The 17,707-nt window shown below is 65.5% G+C and carries 20 protein-coding genes; 11 read left to right on the top strand and 9 right to left on the bottom strand.

Features of this window, described 5'->3' with window-relative positions; all coding sequences use genetic code 11:
- Positions 1-4: 4 nt before the first annotated feature.
- Positions 5-1,807 (top strand): acyl-CoA dehydrogenase C-terminal domain-containing protein, encoded by a 1,803-nt coding sequence (locus MF609_RS17610; RefSeq protein WP_242417447.1) that lies wholly within the window; start codon positions 5-7, stop codon positions 1,805-1,807.
- A 75-nt stretch (positions 1,808-1,882) separates the two neighbouring features.
- On the opposite strand, the gene purC is transcribed toward MF609_RS17610, so the two are convergent.
- The 3 genes from purC to MF609_RS17625 all read right to left on the bottom strand — a co-directional run bounded on the left by purC (position 1,883) and on the right by MF609_RS17625 (position 3,904).
- The gene (purC, locus tag MF609_RS17615) at positions 1,883-2,662 is read right to left on the bottom strand and encodes a phosphoribosylaminoimidazolesuccinocarboxamide synthase (protein WP_055755990.1); all 780 of its coding nucleotides are present in this window, start codon (positions 2,660-2,662) and stop codon (positions 1,883-1,885) included.
- 93 nt (positions 2,663-2,755) lie between these two features.
- Entirely contained in the window at positions 2,756-2,932 is a 177-nt protein-coding gene (locus tag MF609_RS17620; RefSeq protein WP_242417448.1) for a hypothetical protein, read from the bottom strand.
- Between the two features lie 99 nt (positions 2,933-3,031).
- Complete coding sequence (locus MF609_RS17625; protein WP_242417449.1) at positions 3,032-3,904, bottom strand: alpha/beta hydrolase; 873 nt, start codon at positions 3,902-3,904, stop codon at positions 3,032-3,034.
- Positions 3,905-4,045: 141 nt separating this feature from the next.
- Here MF609_RS17625 and MF609_RS17630 point away from each other — a divergent pair, with 141 nt between their 5' ends.
- The 3 genes from MF609_RS17630 (at position 4,046) to MF609_RS17640 (ending at position 8,753) form a co-directional block, all read left to right on the top strand.
- Positions 4,046-4,627 carry a TetR/AcrR family transcriptional regulator gene (locus MF609_RS17630; protein WP_242417450.1) on the top strand — a complete coding sequence of 194 codons (582 nt, stop codon included), beginning with the start codon at positions 4,046-4,048 and terminating at the stop codon, positions 4,625-4,627.
- 60 nt (positions 4,628-4,687) lie between these two features.
- Positions 4,688-6,940 carry a DNA topoisomerase IV subunit A gene (gene parC, locus MF609_RS17635; RefSeq protein WP_242417451.1) on the top strand — a complete coding sequence of 751 codons (2,253 nt, stop codon included), beginning with the start codon at positions 4,688-4,690 and terminating at the stop codon, positions 6,938-6,940.
- Between the two features lie 142 nt (positions 6,941-7,082).
- The gene (locus tag MF609_RS17640) at positions 7,083-8,753 is read left to right on the top strand and encodes a putative bifunctional diguanylate cyclase/phosphodiesterase (protein WP_242417452.1); all 1,671 of its coding nucleotides are present in this window, start codon (positions 7,083-7,085) and stop codon (positions 8,751-8,753) included.
- Here the strand turns inward: MF609_RS17640 and MF609_RS17645 are convergent.
- Genes MF609_RS17645 through MF609_RS17660 form a run of 4 tightly spaced genes read right to left on the bottom strand, consistent with a single transcriptional unit; the run spans position 8,723 to position 11,605 of the window.
- Entirely contained in the window at positions 8,723-9,925 is a 1,203-nt protein-coding gene (locus tag MF609_RS17645; RefSeq protein ID WP_242417453.1) for a CCA tRNA nucleotidyltransferase, read from the bottom strand. The two genes, MF609_RS17640 and MF609_RS17645, sit on opposite strands and share 31 nt — an antisense overlap.
- Positions 9,916-10,506, bottom strand: a complete 591-nt coding sequence (locus MF609_RS17650; protein ID WP_242417454.1) for a CoA pyrophosphatase — start codon at positions 10,504-10,506, stop codon at positions 9,916-9,918. The genes MF609_RS17645 and MF609_RS17650 overlap by 10 nt, the downstream gene beginning before the upstream one ends.
- Positions 10,503-11,066, bottom strand: a complete 564-nt coding sequence (locus MF609_RS17655; RefSeq protein ID WP_242417455.1) for a DUF1285 domain-containing protein — start codon at positions 11,064-11,066, stop codon at positions 10,503-10,505. Before MF609_RS17655 ends, MF609_RS17650 begins: the two co-directional genes overlap by 4 nt.
- Positions 11,067-11,107: 41 nt before the next feature.
- Positions 11,108-11,605 (bottom strand): GNAT family N-acetyltransferase, encoded by a 498-nt coding sequence (locus MF609_RS17660; protein WP_242417456.1) that lies wholly within the window; start codon positions 11,603-11,605, stop codon positions 11,108-11,110.
- Between the two features lie 142 nt (positions 11,606-11,747).
- Between MF609_RS17660 and MF609_RS17665 the strand changes: the two genes are divergently transcribed.
- Positions 11,748-12,119, top strand: coding sequence for a dihydroneopterin aldolase (locus tag MF609_RS17665; RefSeq protein ID WP_055784047.1), 372 nt, complete (start codon positions 11,748-11,750; stop codon positions 12,117-12,119).
- Entirely contained in the window at positions 12,116-12,865 is a 750-nt protein-coding gene (locus tag MF609_RS17670; protein WP_242417457.1) for an SDR family oxidoreductase, read from the top strand. The genes MF609_RS17665 and MF609_RS17670 overlap by 4 nt, the downstream gene beginning before the upstream one ends.
- 7 nt (positions 12,866-12,872) lie before the next feature.
- On the opposite strand, the gene MF609_RS17675 is transcribed toward MF609_RS17670, so the two are convergent.
- Positions 12,873-13,733, bottom strand: coding sequence for a hypothetical protein (locus MF609_RS17675; RefSeq protein ID WP_242417458.1), 861 nt, complete (start codon positions 13,731-13,733; stop codon positions 12,873-12,875).
- Between the two features lie 223 nt (positions 13,734-13,956).
- Here MF609_RS17675 and MF609_RS17680 point away from each other — a divergent pair, with 223 nt between their 5' ends.
- The 5 genes from MF609_RS17680 to MF609_RS17700 all read left to right on the top strand — a co-directional run bounded on the left by MF609_RS17680 (position 13,957) and on the right by MF609_RS17700 (position 17,052).
- Positions 13,957-14,649: an energy transducer TonB gene (locus MF609_RS17680; protein ID WP_242417459.1), complete on the top strand. Its 693-nt coding sequence runs from the start codon at positions 13,957-13,959 to the stop codon at positions 14,647-14,649.
- Between the two features lie 85 nt (positions 14,650-14,734).
- Positions 14,735-15,529 carry a MotA/TolQ/ExbB proton channel family protein gene (locus tag MF609_RS17685; protein ID WP_242417460.1) on the top strand — a complete coding sequence of 265 codons (795 nt, stop codon included), beginning with the start codon at positions 14,735-14,737 and terminating at the stop codon, positions 15,527-15,529.
- Positions 15,530-15,603: 74 nt separating this feature from the next.
- On the top strand, positions 15,604-16,089 hold the full coding sequence (locus MF609_RS17690) for an ExbD/TolR family protein (RefSeq protein WP_242417461.1): 486 nt from the start codon (positions 15,604-15,606) through the stop codon (positions 16,087-16,089).
- A 12-nt stretch (positions 16,090-16,101) separates the two neighbouring features.
- Positions 16,102-16,530 carry an ExbD/TolR family protein gene (locus MF609_RS17695; protein WP_242417462.1) on the top strand — a complete coding sequence of 143 codons (429 nt, stop codon included), beginning with the start codon at positions 16,102-16,104 and terminating at the stop codon, positions 16,528-16,530.
- A gap of 150 nt (positions 16,531-16,680) precedes the next feature.
- Positions 16,681-17,052 (top strand): tetratricopeptide repeat protein, encoded by a 372-nt coding sequence (locus tag MF609_RS17700; RefSeq protein ID WP_242417463.1) that lies wholly within the window; start codon positions 16,681-16,683, stop codon positions 17,050-17,052.
- A 205-nt stretch (positions 17,053-17,257) separates the two neighbouring features.
- On the opposite strand, the gene MF609_RS20095 is transcribed toward MF609_RS17700, so the two are convergent.
- Complete coding sequence (locus tag MF609_RS20095; RefSeq protein ID WP_422921247.1) at positions 17,258-17,560, bottom strand: DUF7668 domain-containing protein; 303 nt, start codon at positions 17,558-17,560, stop codon at positions 17,258-17,260.
- Positions 17,561-17,707 lie beyond the last annotated feature (147 nt).

A 17,707-nucleotide genomic window follows, 5' to 3' on the forward strand; every position in this document is an offset into this window, starting at 1 on the left:
TCCCATGCCCAGCTATGTTCCGCCGGTTCGCGACACCCGCTTCATCCTCGACCATGTCCTGAAGATCGGCGACCATGCCGCGCTGCCCGGTTTCGCCAATGCGACGCCGGACACCGTAGAGGCGGTGCTGGAGGAGGGCGGTCGCTTCGTCGCCGAAGTGCTGTTCCCGCTCAACGCCTCGGGCGATCAGCAGGGCTGCACCCGCCATGCCGATGGCAGCGTGACGACCCCGGACGGGTTCAAGGACGCCTATCGCCAGTTCGTCGAATCGGGCTGGGGCACGCTGTCGGCACCGGAAGCGTTCGGCGGGCAGGCGATGCCGCATGTCGTGGCGACCGCGTTCGAGGAATATCTGATCTCCGCCAACATGGCGTTCGCGATGTATCCGGGGCTGACGCATGGCGCGATCGCCGCGCTGCTGGTCAAGGGCAGTCCGGAACAGCAGGCGATGTATGTGCCCAAGATGGTGTCGGGCGAATGGGGCGGCACCATGAACCTGACCGAACCGCAATGCGGCACCGATCTGGGCCTCATCAAGACGCGCGCCGTGCCGAACGACGACGGGTCGTGGGCGATCACCGGCACGAAGATCTTCATCTCGTCGGGCGAGCATGACCTGACCGACAACATCATCCACCTCGTCCTTGCCAAGACGCCGGGCGCGCCGGAAAGCTCGAAGGGGATTTCGCTGTTCGTGGTGCCCAAGTTCCTGGTGAACGAGGACGGATCGCTGGGCGAACGCAATCCGGTGACCTGCGGATCGATCGAACACAAGATGGGCATTCATGCCAATTCGACCTGCGTCATGAACTATGACGGGGCGAAGGGCTGGCTGGTCGGCGAGGAGATGAAGGGCCTTGCCGCGATGTTCATCATGATGAACGCAGCGCGGCTGGGCGTGGGCCTGCAGGGGCTGGGCGTGGCCGAGACGGCGTACCAGAACGCCGTCATCTATGCCGGCGACCGGCGGCAGGGGCGGGCGCTGACCGGCCCGAACGAGCCGGGCGAAAAGGCCGATACGCTGTTCGTCCATCCCGATGTCCGGCGGATGCTGATGGAGGGCAAGGCGCTGACAGAGGGCCTGCGTGCGCTGTGCCTGTGGGGCGCGTTGCAGGTCGACCTGGCGCATATGAGCGAGGATGCCGCGACGCGCGAACTGGCCGACGACCTCGTGTCGCTGCTGACCCCGGTCATCAAGGGCTATGGCACCGACAAGGGTTATGACGTCGCGACCAATGCGCAGCAGGTTTATGGCGGTCATGGCTACATCGCCGAATGGGGCATGGAGCAATATGTCCGCGATGCCCGGATCGCGATGATCTATGAAGGCACCAACGGCGTGCAGGCGATGGATCTGGTCGGGCGCAAGCTGGCGCAGAATGGTGGCCGCGCGATCCAGCATTTCTTCCGTATCGTCGGCGAGGAGATCGCGGTCGCCAAGGGTGCCGAGGCGACCCGCGACTTCGCCGAGCGGCTGGAGCGGGGGCTGAAGGACCTGCAGGCGGCGACGATGTGGTTCATGGCCAACGGGATGCAGAACCCCAACCATGTCGGCGCGGGTGCGCATTCCTACATGCACATCATGGGCATCGTCGCGACGGGCCTGATGTGGCTGCGGATGCTGACCGCGGCGGAAGCACTGGCGGCGTCGGGCGAGGGCGATCCGGCGTTCATCGAGGGCAAGCGGGTGACCGCGCGCTTCTATGCCGAGCGGATCATTCCGGACGCGAGCGCGCTGCGGCGCAAGATCGAGGGCGGGGCGGATGCCGTGATGGCGCTCGACCCGGCATTGTTCGCGCGGGGGTAATTCACCCCGGGGGCGTTCGAAAACGCGTCACCCCAGCCTGCGCTGGGGTGACGGTTATTACTGAGGTGTCGAGTCTTACTTCTCGCGCTTCTTGCGATGCGTTTCGAGGTCGAGCACCGCCGAATCGGCTCCTTCGGGCAACAGGCCCAGCCGCCGTGCGACCTCCTGATAGGCCTCGACTTCGCCACCCAGGTCGCGACGGAAGCGATCTTTGTCGAGCTTTTCGTTAGTGGTCATGTCCCACAGGCGGCAACCATCCGGGCTGATCTCGTCCGCCAGGATGATCCGGCTGAAATCATTGTCCCAGATGCGGCCGAATTCGAGCTTGAAATCGACCAGGCGGATGTTGATCGCCGCGAACATGCCCGACAGGAAGTCGTTCACGCGGATCGCCATGTCGGCCATCTCGTGCAGTTCGTCCTGCGCGGCCCAGCCGAAGCACAGGATATGTTCGTCCGAGACCATCGGATCGCCGAGCGCGTCGTCCTTGTAATAATATTCGATGATCGTGCGGGGGAGCTGCTGGCCCTCTTCGATGCCCAGCCGCTTGCTGATCGAACCGGCGGCGACGTTGCGTACGACGACCTCGATCGGGACGATCTCGACCTGACGGATCAGCTGCTCGCGCATGTTCAGGCGGCGGATGAAGTGCGTCGGCACGCCGATATTGCCGAGCAGCGTGAAGACATGCTCGGAAATCCGGTTGTTCAGCACGCCCTTGCCGTTGATCGTACCCTTTTTCTGGGCATTGAAGGCGGTGGCGTCGTCCTTGAAATACTGGATCAGCGTACCCGGTTCCGGACCCTCATAGAGGATCTTTGCCTTGCCTTCGTAGATCTGGCGGCGGCGAGCCATGCGATTCCCTTCAACGAAACGGCATGGGCCAGAGCTTTGTGTCCGGCCCCCTGCGGAAAGCCGCCGCATAGCCGATGGGCGTCGCCCGCGCAATCAGCCCGCGTGGGTGGCCTGCATCGGCAGCAGCGGACGAACGCGCCGCCACAGTAACAACGCGAAAAGTGCCAGTGCCAATGGCGGCAGCGCGAGGCCGATCAGCGCAAGCGCGGCGCCGAACGTCCAGCGCGCGACGCCCAACCGTTCGCAGGCGGCGGCGTGTGCTTCCGGCATTGATGCGATCCGCGCGGCGGTTAGGCGGAAGCCGTAGCCATGGCCGAAAGCGACACCCGGTGCGGCAGTGACGTCGCCTTCCGGCGTGGCGGGTTCGGATCAGTCGCCGGGTGCGTTGCCGCAACCGGCACGGATCAGAAGGGCCACGGCCGCCTCCCAAGCCGGTGTCCCGGGGGCAATCAGTTCGACATGGCCGGTGTTGTCCACCTCGTGCAGCGTTACGTCGTCGCCCCGTTCCCGTGCCATTCGCGCGAAGTCCGGGGCCATGCGCGCCGGCACGATCCGATCGTCGCGGCCGTTCAGCAGGTCGATCGGTACGCCGATCGGCAGCAGGTCGGGCACCGACGTATCGGCGAAGCGGTCCGCCCGCTCACCGACCAGCCTGACGATAACATCGGTGCCGCAGCCATTGTCGGGGCTCGATTCGACCGCCGCCAGGTCGGGCAGGCCGCCCAGGCTGATGACATGCGCGATCCGAAGCGGATCGCCACCGGCGAGTATGCTTTCCGGCGGCAGGCGGTGACGCGCCGCAAGCCATAGGGCGAGATGGCCGCCCGCCGAGTGGCCAAGTGCAACGACGTGCGACAGGTCGAGGCCGAAAGCATCGGCGTGGCACCGCAGCAGGTCGGCGGCGGCAGCGGCATCGTCAAACGTGCCGGGATAGCCCCCACCGTCCCGGTCGACGCCGCGATAGTCGATGTTCCACACCGCGTATCCGCGGGTCCGCAGATCGGCTGCCGCCCAGTCCATCAACCGCCGGTCGGCGATGGCGCTCTGCCAGCAGCCGCCATGCACCATCAGGACAGTCGGCCAGCGTCCGGCCGGTTGCCCCTTCGGTAGCCACAGGTCGACGACCTGCAGACTGTCCTCGCCATAGCGGAGGCGATGATCGGGATCGGGACGGGGGCACTCGGTCAGGTCGGGCCACGTCATCGGTACCCAGCGTACATCGGGCATTTTTGGCGACGTCATCGTTCAAAACTGCAACAAATGCCGGACAACGACAATGCAGGTCGTAATATCGTATAATAAATTTGTGCTGGCCGAGGCTGTTGGTTAAGAACGTGTTGGGGAAGGTATTGCTATCCGTGGGATAGCCGCAGGGGGCGTGACGTGGGTAGAATTCGTACGATCGAGCGTGACAAGCTGTTGGACGCCGCCGAGGCAGTAACGATGGACAAGGGGCCGGCCGGCCTGACCATCGCTGCAGTCGCCGAACGGATGGGCATCACCAATGGTGGCGTGCAGTACAGCTTCCGCAGCAAGGAATCGCTTATCGCCGCGATGTTCGAGCGGTGGCAGCAGGAATATGCCGACCATATGATGGAGCTTGGCGCATCGCCGGACGACGGAGCATCGCGCATCCGGGCGCATCTTTCCTACAGCACGAGCTATGAGGAACGGTCGAAGCGCGGCGCGCCGACGCTGCTGGTGTCGCTGCTCAATTCGCCGCAGCACATGGTGCAGGTGCGGCGCTGGTATCGCAATCGGCTGGACGCGATCGATACCTCGATCCCGGAGGGCCGCTGGCTGCGTCTCGCTTTCCTGTCGTTGGAAGGGGCGTTCCTGATGCGGCTGTTCGGGTTGATCGACATGGAGAGCGACGAGTGGCGTTCGATCGTCGACGATGTCTGGGCGCTGTGCGACGGGACGCTGGTGCGGGCGCAGGACGATGCGGGGCGGCAGGCGGCCTGATCCCCATTCGTTCCATTTCGCCCCTCGCGGAGGTCGCATTCCCCTGCTATCGGGGGGACGATGGCAAGTGAACTGACCGACCCCTCGACGCCGATCGGCGTATTCGACGCACCGTTCGACAGCGCGCTGTCCGAACGATATCTCGTCTATGCGCTGTCGACGATCACCGCGCGGTCGCTGCCCGATGTGCGTGACGGGTTGAAGCCGGTGCATCGCCGACTATTGTGGGCGATGCGGCTGCTGAAGCTGGATCCGGCGTCGGGCTACAAGAAATGCGCGCGCGTCGTCGGCGACGTGATCGGCAAATATCATCCGCATGGCGACCAGTCGGTCTATGACGCGATGGTCCGCCTCGCGCAGGACTTCGCGCTGCGCTATCCGCTGGTCGACGGTCAGGGTAATTTCGGCAATATCGACGGCGATAACGCCGCCGCCTATCGCTATACCGAAGCGCGGCTGACCCAGGTCGCGATCGACCTGATGGCGGGCCTCGACGAGGACGCCACCGATTTCCGCCCGACCTATAATGGCGAGGAGCAGGAGCCGGAGCTGTTCCCCGGCATGTTCCCGAACCTGCTGGCCAATGGCGCCAGCGGTATCGCGGTCGGCATGGCGACCAGCGTGCCGCCGCATAACGCCGCCGAATTGTTCGACGCCGCGATCGTGCTGGTCGATCAGCCGGAGGCGGACGATGCGGCGGTGCTGGCGCATGTCCGCGGCCCCGATTTCCCGACCGGCGGCATCGTCGTCGATTCGCCTGCCGCGATCCGCGAATCCTACGCCACCGGGCGGGGTGGTTTCCGCGTGCGCGCCCGGCACGAAATCGAACGCGAAAAGGGCGGCGGCTGGCAGATCGTCGTCACGCAGATTCCGTATGGCGTGCAGAAGGGCAAGCTGATCGAACAGATCGCCGCGCTCATCAACGACAAGAAGCTGCCGATCCTGACCGACGTCCGCGACGAATCGGACGCGGAGATCCGCATCGTCCTCGAACCGCGCAGCCGGACCGTCGATCCGCAGGTCCTGATGGACGGGCTGTTCCGCCTGACGGACCTCGAATCGCGCGTGCCCCTCAACCTCAACGTGCTGGACAAGGATCGCACGCCCCGCGTCATGCCGTTGCGCGAGGCGTTGAAGGCGTGGGTCGACCATCAGTTCGTCGTGTTGCGCCGGCGCAGCGAACACCGATTGGCCAAGATCGCCGACCGGATCGAACTGCTTGACGGCTATCTTGCGGCCTATCTGAACCTCGACCGGGTAATCGCGATCATCCGTACCGAGGACGAACCGAAGCCGGTGCTGATCGCCGAATTTGCGCTGACCGATCGGCAGGCGGAGGCGATCCTTAACATGCGGCTGCGTTCGTTGCGCAAGCTGGAGGAGATGGAAATCCGGGGCGAACGCGCGAAGCTGGAGAAGGAGCAGGCCGAACTCACTCTGCTGCTGTCGAGCGAGGCGCGGCAGCGGACGCGGATGAAGCGCGACCTGACGAAGATGCGCGACCGTTATGGTCACGACACTGCACTGGGCGCGCGGCGCACGACTGTCGAGGAAGCGGCCCCGGCCCGCGAAATCCCGGCCGAGGCGATGATCGAGCGCGAACCGCTGACCGTCATCCTGTCGCAGCGCGGCTGGGTGCGGGCGCTGAAGGGGCATGTCGATCTGGCGTCGGCAGATACCGCGCGGTTCAAGGAAGGGGACGGCCCGGCGTTCGCATTCCATGCGCACACGACCGACAAGTTGCTGCTCACCACCGATGGCGGGCGATTCTATACGCTGGGCGCGGACAAGCTGCCCGGCGGGCGTGGTTTCGGCGAACCGGTCCGGGCCATGATCGACCTCGATGGCGAGGCGCGGATCGTCGGCCTGTCGCGGGCGGCGGCGTCGGATCGGTTGCTGCTGGCCGCGACCGATGGGCGGGGCTTCATGGTGCGCGTGGCGGATGTGCTGGCGGAAACGCGCAAGGGCAAGCAGGTAATGTCGCCGCGCCCCGGCGCCCGGCTGAAAGTCGTCCGGCCGGTTGCGCCGGAGGATGATTATGTCGCGTCGATCGGCGACAATCGCAAGCTGGTGCTGTTTCCCTTGAGCGAACTGGCGGAGATGGCGCGGGGGCAGGGGGTGCAGCTGCAACGCTTCCGCGACGGAGGGCTATCCGATGCGCGCACGCTGCGTTTCGCCGATGGCCTCCACTGGACGATGGGTGGGGAAACCGGGCGGATGCGGACCGAAAGCGACCTGTCGCCGTGGCGCGCGGCACGCGGTGCGGCCGGACGGATGCCGCCCAACGGCTTCCCGCGCGACAACCGTTTCTAGAGCGCAGACGTCATACCTTCGTACCGGTTTCAGAAGCTTTTAACCTCCGGTCGCCATAGTGATCGGGATGGCGTTCGGCAGGCATATATTTTCGGCGTTCAGGTCGCAGGCGTTCCCGCTTCCCGGTCCCGGGGCGGTCGCGATGCCAAGCGATCTCGGGCTACCAGAGCCGTCGGAAAACGATCCGCGGGAACCGATCCTCGACCTGTTGCCGGTGCCCACGGCGATCATCGTGGCGAATGCCGGGGGGGTGGTGTTCGAGGCGGTGAACCTCGCCTTTCGCGCGGCGGGCTTCGCCGATAGCGATGGGCGCGCGGCGTTGCTGCACGAGATCGGCGACCAGCTGCTGTCGTTCCTGATGTCCGGCGACACGCGGCGTCGCATGGCGTTGCGGCTGGGCGATGCGGTCGACAGCCGGCATTATGATGTCACGCTCGCGCGGCGGCCGGAATCGGTCGGCATCCCGCGCTGCATGATGTCGATGGTCGATCAGACGCCGGAACAGCGCACCGAAACCAGTCTGCGTCGCGAAATGAGCACCGATTCGCTGACCGGCCTGCCCAATCGCATCGGGTTCGGCGATCTGGTCGAGGAACGCGTGGTGGATGGCGACCGGGATGGGTTCGCGGTTCTGGCGGTCAACCTCGACCGGTTCAGCCGGGTAAACGCATGCATGGGGTCGCTGTCGGGCGACGAATTGCTGATTTCGGTCGCGCGTCGGCTGAAGGGGGTTTTGCGCAGCAACGACGTGCTGGCGCGAACCGGCGGCGACGAATTTGCCGTGCTGCTCAGCCTGCGCGACGGGACCGAGGACGCGCTGCAGGCCGCGGGGCGGTTGCAACAGGCGTTGGTCCAGCCGTTCCAGCTGACGGATTTCAGCATCCGGGTCGAATGCTCGATCGGCATTGCGCTGGGCGAGGATGCCGATGCGGAGGCGGAGGATATGATCCGCCACGCCCAGTTCGCGGTGAAGCGGTCCAAGCGAACCGGCCAGACCGAAGTCTATCGCCCGCATCTGTTCGATATCGTGCGCAGCCAGTTTTCGATCGAAACCCGGCTGCGGCATGCGCTGGAGGACGGGCAGCTCCATCTCGCGTTTCAGCCGATCTGCGACCTCTCGACCGGCCGGATCAACAGCTTCGAAGCACTGGCGCGGTGGACGACGCCCGAGGGGGAGAATATCTCACCGGTCGATTTCATTCCGGTGGCCGAGGAATCGGGGCTGATCGTACCGCTTGGACGCTGGGCAATGGCGGAAGCGGGGCGGACGCTGGCCGAATGGGATCGGCGTGCCGGTACCGATTGCGGCGCACGCATGGCGGTGAACCTGTCGGCGGTGCAGTTGCAGCGCGACAATGTCGAGGCGATGTTCGCCGCCATACTGGCGCAGTACGGCCTGACCGGGGACCGCTTCACCATCGAGCTGACCGAAAGCGCGTTCATCGTCGATCCCGACCGGACGCTGTGTACGATGCTGGCGCTGAAGGAGATGGGTGCGGCGATCGCGATGGACGATTTCGGCACCGGCTATTCCAACCTGGCCTATCTGCAGAAGCTGCCGATCGACAAGCTGAAGATCGACCGCAGCTTCATCACCGGAATGCTGGCCGACCGTGACAAGGTGGCGATCGTCCGTGCGATCCTGAGCCTCGCCCAGGCGCTGGGACTGCGCACGACCGCGGAGGGGATCGAGACGCAGGAGCTGGAACACACGCTGGTCGCGCTCGGCTGCGCCTTTGGCCAGGGCTATTTCTATTCGCGACCGATCGATGCGGACGCGGCCTATGCGTTGCTGGTCGCGCGCAACGCCTGAGCCACGACCTCGTCCGCAATCGCCGCCGTCCGAGCCGCGTCGGGAAAGCCCTCCGCAATCCAGCGATCCTCGACCTGCCGCAGCGCACGCGCCACATCCGGTCCGCGTGCCAGCCCGCGCTCGACCAGCGCGCCACCCGACAGGGGCAGTGTCGGCCGCGCCCAGCCGGCGACCATCGCCGCGCCATTCGGGTCGTCCGTGCGCAACAGCCGGTCGACCGCACCCTCGATCCCGAGCCGGTAGCCCATTGCCAGCGGATGGTCGTTCGCGTCGCCCAACGCGACGGCGACCCGCTTGCGCTGGACGTTGGACAGTTTCAGCCGCGCGGTGACGCCCTCGGCATTGTCGATGTCGAGCAGGCTGGCGAGCCGCCGGATCGGATCGGGAGCGATGCCCGCCGCCGCCTCTGCCGCGACCAGCGCCGCCAGCCGGTCGACCGCGGCCGCATCGACTTCGGGCAAAACCGGCTGCCAGATGCCGTGATCGACCATCAGCCGCAGCACGCCCACGGCGTCGCGGGCCACCAGCAGCTTGAGAAGTTCGTCGGCGATCCGTTCGCGCGAAAGCGCCATCAGGTCGTTGGCCCGCACCACGCACGCCGCGAGCGCCTCGGCATCCGGCACATCGCCGAACCGCGCGAGGAAGCGGAAGAAGCGCAGGATGCGCAGGTGATCTTCCGCAATCCGGCGCAACGGATCGCCGATGAAGCGGACCCGGCCGGCATGGAGATCGGCGATACCACTGAAATAATCGTGCAGCCGATAATCCGACATATCGGCATAGAGCGCGTTCATCGTGAAATCGCGCCGTGCGGCATCGGCCTGCCAATCATCGGTAAACGCGACCTCGGCATGACGGCCATCGGTCGTCACGTCATGGCGCAGCGTCGTCACCTCGACCACCGTGCCGTCTGAGACCGCAGTGATCGTCCCGTGCGCGATGCCGGTCGGTATCGCCTTGATCCCTGCCGCCTGCAGCCGCCGGACGACTTCCTCCGGCGGATGGATCGTCGCCACGTCGATATCGGCGACCGGCAGGCCCAGCAGCGTGTCGCGCACCGCCCCCCCGACATAGCGCGCCGCGCCTTCGCCCAGTGCCGCCGCCAGTCGGTCCAGCCCGGGCCGCTGCATCCATTCGGCGGGGGGCAGGGTGGTGAAGGTTGTCACGGCCATGTCAGTCTTTGCGCCAAGTTGACGATCATAGCAGCCGTCGCACCCCAGATGCGCCGTTCGCCATGGATCAGTTCGTAATAATGTCGCTCGCGTCCCTCATGCCAGCGGCTGCCGCGCCGAAGGTTGGCGGGGTCGAGGAGGAAGGCGAGCGGGACCTCGAAGATCGCATCGACCTCCCGCGGATGGGGCAGGAGCGGCAGGTCGGCGGGCACGACGGCCAGTACCGGCGTCACCTCAAACCCCGTCACCGTATGATAGCGGTCGAGCGTCGCGACGACCTGCGCCGCGTCCGCCGGCAGCGCGATCTCCTCACCGGCCTCGCGTAGCGCTGCGCCGACCGCATCGGAATCACCCGGATCGATACTGCCGCCGGGAAAGGCGACCTGTCCCGCATGGGTGCGCAGGTCGCCGGTCCGCTGGGTCAGCAACACGCCCGGTTCCGCCCGGTCGGTCACCGCGATCAGCACCGCCGCCGCGCGCCAGCCATTGTCGGGCATCGGTGCGTCGCCGTTCAAATCCCCTGTCAGCAGCGGTCCGGCGGGCGCTGCGAGCCGCGCCCGCAGCTGCTCCGCCAATGTCATGCCGGCTCGAACGGAAAGAATGCGCCTTCGCTCCACAATCCGCGCCGCCCGTCAGGCCCAGCTACCATTTGTTCGACCAGTTCATAGAACACTGACCGGGAGATCAGCGCGTCCATGCCGCCGCGAACGCGCAGATAGGGCCGGGGGGCGTCGTGGGTCCCTTCGATCCGAATCGGATGCTCGGCATCGGCCACCGCGACTTCTTCCGTATTCAGCCGGAACGCGATGCGCCCCTGTTCGCCATCGCCGGACAGCTTTGCCTCCACGGCGACGAACGGGGCATCGTCGACGGCGATCGAAAGCTTCTCGACCGGCGTCACCAGCACATGGGAACCATCGGATTCGCGCCGCAGGATCGTAGCGAACAACCGTACCAGCTCGGCGCGCGTGATCGGGCTGCCTTGATGGAACCAGCTGCCATCGGCCGCGATCCGCATCTCGCTGTCGCCGCAATGCGTCGGATTCCAGCGATCGACGGGCGGCAGCTTGGCCTCGGCGGCGAGGCGCGCAACCTCGGCGAGCGACAGGGAAGCGAAATCGGCGGGGGGCTGCATCGGCATGGATTTCCGTTAGCTCGCTCTACCCGGCCGCGACAAGAGGGTCAGGCCGCCAGTGCGACCCGCGGCGCCAGAATGCCCGACCGCAGTGGTACGTCGCCGCGCGCCAGCAATCGCGCCTGCTCATAGGGGCCGGGCATCCGCCAGCCGCCGGTACGCTCGGCGGTGAAGCCGAACCGTTGATAATAGGGCGCGTCGCCGACCAGCATCAGGGGTGCGCCGTCGCCGGCGGCCGCGATCGCGCGCTGCATCAGCTGATGCCCGATGCCGGTCCCCTGCCGCTCCGGCGTCACCGCCACGGGCCCGACCATCACCAGTGGCAGCGTACCACCGTCGTCGCAGTTCAGCTGCACCGGCCAGCATTGAATGCATCCGACCAGTTGCCGGTCCTCGACCCGGGCAAAGCTCAGGCCGTCGATCGGCGACAGCCCGGCCCGCACGCGATAGGCCGTTCGCCCATGCCGATCGCTACCGAACGCCACGTCGAGCAGCCCTTCGACATCGGCGACGGGAATGGTGGTCAGGGGCTGCAGGTCGGGCAATAGAGGGTCCAGTCGGCAATCGGATCGTGGAGGCGCCTGTACCGTCGCATCGGCGGGGCACAAGTGAAGATTCGGGCAACGGCTTACGTGTCCGCCGCCTTCTGCTATCGCGCGCATATTCCCAGAAGATGACAGGTGCCGCTTGCGCGATTCGCTTCAGCTTGAAGTCCATGATGTCGAAGTGAATGTCCTGACCGGCATTTATTCCGAGGAAACCCACCTGCCACAGCCGTTGCGCATCTCGATGACGGTGGATCTCGACTGTCCCGAACGTTTCACGCCCGATACGCCGCTGTCGGCGTCGAAAAGCTATATGGACCTCAAGGAAGCGGCCACCACGTCGCTGCCGCAGGGGGTACATTTCACCCTGATCGAGGGGGTGGCGGATCATATCGTCGACACGCTGTTCCTGTCCGATCCGCGCGTGCAGCGGGTGAAGATCCGTATCGTCAAGCTCGCCATCGCCGAAGCCGGCGAATCGATCGGCGTCACCATGGTCCGGCATCGGCGGTGACCCGCCCGCTGGCGCTGATTACCGGCAGCTTCCGCCGGCTGGGCGGGCATATCGCCGCGCGGCTGGCGCAGGCCGGCTACGACGTCGCACTTCACGCATCGCATCCCGGCGAGCCGGATGGCGAAGTCGTCGCGGCGATCGCTGCGGCGGGGGCGGCGCATCGCATCTTTGCCGCCGACCTGAGCGATGACGATGCTGCCGCGGGCTTGATCCGTGCGGTGGGGGCGGGCTTCGGCAGGCGGGTCGACCTGCTGGTCAACAACGCCTCCTGCTTTCGCACGGACGATGCGGGCTATCCGACGTCGGAATCGCTGGCGGCGCATTTCGCGGTCAACGCCGCCGCGCCGTTCGTCCTCGCGACGGAACTGGCTGAGCAGGGCGGGCGGTCGGTCATCAACATCCTCGACCAGCGCATCGCCCATCCCCATCGCGACCAGCTGGCCTATACCCTGTCGAAACAGGCGCTGGCCGAGGCGACCCGGACGCTCGCGCTTGCACTCGCGCCACGGGTGCGTGTCAATGGTGTCGCGCCGGGCCTGACGCTTGCGACCGAGGATTACAGCTCCGACCAGGTCGAGCGACTGGCGGCGATGATGCCGCTCGAACGGCTGCCGGATGTCGATCAGGTCGCCGACGCGATATTGTTCCTCGCTCACGCCGAAGCATCGACCGGGCAGGTGGTGTTCGTCGATGGTGGCGCGGGTCTGGTGTCGTTCGACCGCGACTTCGTGCATCTTGCCCGCTGAGGCGGCTTCAGTCGCTTCGCCCGTCATTGCAGCGGCCGAGCGATTCCCGAACGAACGCGAAGTCTTCCCGCGCGATCGCCGCATTGTCGGCGTCCTGCGACTGCAGGCTCGTTTCGGGCAATGCCTCGGGCAGGCCGCAGGCTAGCCGGTACCATGCCAGCGTGTCCGGCTTCGGCGCGCCGCCGGCCTCGTCGATGATATCGCCCAGTGACAATGCCCAGCGCCGCTGTTCCCCCGGACGGCGCAGGATCAGAAGCGACACCGGCGCACCGGTCGTCGTCTGCAGGAAAATCTGCGTCTCGCCTTCGCCGGGCAGGGTTCCTGGGACGTGGAAGGCGTTGCCGATCCCGGTGATCGCCGGCGGAGCGTCGGGCGCGATAACCTCCCGCACGACGTCGCGTACCCGCTGGTCCAATGCGGGCGCCCAAGCGAACTGTGCGTCGGGCGTGACCAGCTGCACCTGATCGGGGCGGCCGGCGACGGCCCGGGCGAAGGCGATGACGCGCTGCCGCTTCAGGTTGGGCGCACGCCCCCGCGGATCGAACGGTACATCGACGAGATAGCCGATCCGCGCGGGCAGGGGGCCGTTCGCACGGATCAATGCGCCGACATCGGCGGTCACGTAGAAACGGACATGACCGGGGGCGAGGCCGGGGGATTCGGCGGGTGCGATGCGCGCGACCGAGCGAATCGTCGCGTCGAGCACGATGTCGCTGTCGAGTGCCAGCCGCGCCAGTCGCGCATAGGCGACCGGTGCCGAATCGCCGATAACGTTAACAGGAACCGGGGTGCCCTGCTGTGCCGAAACGGGCGAACAGGCGGCCAGAAAAGCGAAAAAGGTTGCGGAACCGATCGGATTGCGTTTCATGCAACCGCTCTTACCCGCCGGAAAACCGTGGTTACAGACTTATTTCGGTAATCCGGCGATTGTACGAATGTTTCGTCCGACAAAGCGTTTGCGTCGTTTAAAAGGCCGCGATAGACAATCGCGGTCCGGAATGCCGCGTAGCCCCGGACACGCGGTCGTTGCGTGCCGGTTTCCGCCGGACGGACCGACCCAATGTACCGGGCTAGAGGAGTTTGGTTGCTGAATGGCTTACGCTGACCAAAAAGCAGGTAGTGGCCGGATCGTCGCGCTGATCATCGTGGGTATCCTCCACGTCGTGATCGGGTACGCGTTCATCTCCGGCCTTGCCTATAAATATGTGAAGAAGGTGACAGAGGATACCGAGACGTTCGACGTCGAGGAGCCGCCACCCCCGCCCGAGGAGATTCCTCCTCCCCCGCCGCCGCCTGAACAGCCGCAGCCGCAGTCGCCGCCGCCGGTCGTGACGCCGCCGCCGCTGGTCCGTGTGCCCGCGCCGACGCCGAACGTGATTCAGACGGTGAACACGCCGCCGCCGACCTATGCGCCGATCCCGACGGCCGGTCCGCCCGCGCCGCCGGCTCCGGTCGCGCCGCCGGCGCCGCCCGCTCCCGTGGTCAGCAAGGCTGCCGGTGCGAAGGGCGATCCTGCACAGTGGATCACCAACGACGACTATCCGCCCAGCGCGCTCAACAGCGGCGATGAAGGCGTGACGGCGATCGCGTGGGACATCAACACGCAGGGCCGTGTCGAAAACTGCCGCGTGACGTCTTCGTCCGGCTCGGCCGCGCTCGATCGCGCTGCCTGCTCGGCGATCAGCCGTCGCGGTCGGTACAGCCCGGCGCTCGATCAGTCCGGTAACCCGATCCGTTCGAGTTCGTCGCGTCGCGTCCGCTGGCAGCTGCCGGCCGATCGGTAAGACCGGGAGTCCCGCGACCATCGTGTCGCGGGACGGTCCGGGGCATTATTCTTCAAGAACATATCAGCTCTAAGGAAACTATCCGATGCTCACCCCCATCCTTGCTGCCGGCGCACCTGCCGGGGCTCCGAACTTCGGCTTCTGGGAAGCGCTTCAGCAGGGCGGCGCGATCGCGTTCGGCACGCTGGGCATTCTGGTCATCATGTCGGTCGGCTCGTTCTACATCCTCTTCACCAAGCTGTTCGAACAGCAGAAGATCATGAACCAGGCGAAGCGCGTGCGCGCCCAGTTCTGGCAGTCGAACTCGCTGCGCGAAGGTGCTGCCAAGCTCGACAAGAACTCGGCGTATCGCCAGATCGTCGATGACGGCCTCGCCGCGCAGGAACAGCATGGCAAGCTGACCGATCCGGTCGAAGCGCATGACTGGCTGCACGGTTCGCTGGCCCGTTCGGAAGCGTCGATCAACTCGAAGCTCAACGGCGGCCTCGCCTTCCTCGCGACCGTCGGCGCGACCTCGCCGTTCGTCGGTCTGTTCGGTACCGTGGTCGGCATCTACCGCGCGCTCGTGAAGATCGGTGCCGCCGGTCAGGCCGCGATCGGCGACGTCGCCGGCCCGGTCGGTGAAGCGCTCATCATGACCGCCATCGGTCTGGTCGTCGCGGTTCCGGCCGTGCTCGCCTATAACTGGCTGCAGCGCCGCAACAAGTCGATCGCCGAAGACCTGTCGGCCTTCTCGAACGACGTCCTCGGCTACCTCGCCTCGAACGGTGCGGTTCGTCCGACCGTCGCGGCCCGTGGCCCGGCACCGGTTGCCAAGCCGGCAGTCGGCAGCACCACCGCCGGCCAGGCCGGTGGCGTGCCGACCGCGCCGCGCGTCTGATCGCACGACGCTGACGCCGCCGGGGCCTGATGGTTCCGGCGGTTCGATTGAGTAGAAGTGGATAGGATAGCCTCATGGCGATGAGTGTTGGCGGCGGCGGCGATGAAGCCCCCCTCTCGGACATCAATACCACGCCGCTCGTGGACGTCATGCTCGTGCTGCTGATCATCTTCCTGATCGCGGTTCCGGTCGTGGTCCAGCAGGTGAGCGGCGTGAAGGTCCCGAAGGTCGTGTTCGAACCGACGACGACCAAGCCGGAAAACGTCTCGTTGTCGGTGCAGGGCCTCGACGGCCAGTGCGCGGTGTACTGGGGCCTGACCCGGGTTACCGCGGACGAACTGCGTACCCGTGCGGTCAAGAAGCTGGAAGACGAAGTTGCCCGTCAGGGTGGCGCCGGTAACCCGAACCTCGAACTGCCCGAAGTGCATATCCGGGGCGACGTGAACACGCCGTACCGTTGCATCGGCGGCACGATCTACACGATGCAGTCGGCGGGGTTCGTCAAGGTCGGGTTCATTTCCGAACCGGACCCGAACACCACGCCGCGCACGCGTCAATAGGAGTAGCCTGACATGGCAATGAGTGGTGGCGGTCGCGCAGACGACGAACCGATGATGGACATGAACACGACGCCGTTGATCGACGTGCTGCTCGTGCTGCTGATCATGTTCATCATCACCATCCCGATCCAGAGCCACGCGGTAAAGGTCGATCTTCCTCAACCGAACAACCAGCCGCAGACGCAGGTTGATCCGGTAAAGAACAAGATCTCGATCAATGCGCAGGGCCAGACCTTCTGGAACGGCACCCCGGTCGACGAAGTTACGCTGACACAGTATCTGGATCAGAGCGTGGCAATGGAGCCGCAGCCGGAACTGCACTTCCAGCCCGACGCTACGGCGCGGTACGAAGTGGTCGACGGCGTACTGGCTATCATCAAGCGCGCGAACGTGACGAAGCTCGGCTTCGTCGGTAACGAGCAGTATCGCGGCGATTTCTGATCGCGAATTGCCCGGCCGGTCGAACGGCGGATCAGGGGCGGCCTTCGGGTCGCCCTTTTTTTGTGTGTGACGCCGGCTGGAACGCTTGTGCAACCGTCTCGAAAATGAAACATTGATGTCATCACGATGTAATAAACAGGAGATGATGTCATGCGAATCGGTATTTCTGCACTGCTTGGCTCGGCGCTGGCGGTGATGGGGATCGCCTCCAGCGCGAACGCCCAGGACGCACAATATGCCCATGCCGCAATCACGGCCGGCAATCTGACCTCGGCTGAACGCACGTTGGAGCGCGAAACCCGCGCCGGCAGTCGCGAGCCGGAGGTTCTCCTCAATCTTGCCGCCGTTTATGCGATGACGCAGCGACCAGCCGAAGCGCGGGGACTTTACCAGCGCGTGCTCAGCGCGAAGGATGCGTCGCTGGTTATGCCGTCAACGCGGATCGCAAGTTCGCACGCTGTCGCCCGCCGTGGGCTGCAACTGCTTGAACATCCAAACTCGGTCCAGCTTACCGCGCGATAAAGCGACTGGCCGATCGATCCGTTGCGGCCAGCCAAAACTGGCCTCCATCTCAGGGCACGTTCAAGTGCGACTGTCGCCAAGCTTGGTGTCGTGGGCAAACAGGTATCCATAGCAAGGCTGATGCGGTCCAGATGAAGTCGGTATTGGATCTGCCGGCTTCATTCTGGCGGGTTAGGCAGCGTGGACAAATTGGCACGCCTGTTTGTTAGGGGACGTGCACCGACTGAACCTCAAGGCGTGCCTCTGGCGCATCGCGCAATTGTGCGTGGAGGGTAAGGTCGCTGACTCCTTCATCAACGGTCGTCAGGTCAACGAGGAACAGCCAATAGCCGTCCATCCAGCGATAAACCGACCGTTCCCACGTGGCGCTGTTCAATGATGACAGAGGAGCGCCGTAGGCATTGAGGTTGTTGGCTATGCCTTCTGCCGTGTCCGGGTGGATGGACTCGACGCAGTTGAGCAGGCTATTCGAAAGCCGAAGGTCGCCTTGCAGAAAGGCTTCGACGATCTGCTCAAACGAAGCGCGCTAGTTCAGTGGCACCTCGTGTTCATCGTCGTCTCGTAGCAGCATAGATATATCCCGGATCACCTGTCGGTTCTTCTGAAACAAGGGGGCCAGGGTCAGCAAGCAGCGCGATTTGGCGAGAGATGCGGC

It is taken from the genome of Sphingomonas panni, assembly GCF_022664435.1.
Taxonomy (GTDB): Bacteria; Pseudomonadota; Alphaproteobacteria; order Sphingomonadales; family Sphingomonadaceae; genus Sphingomonas; species Sphingomonas panni.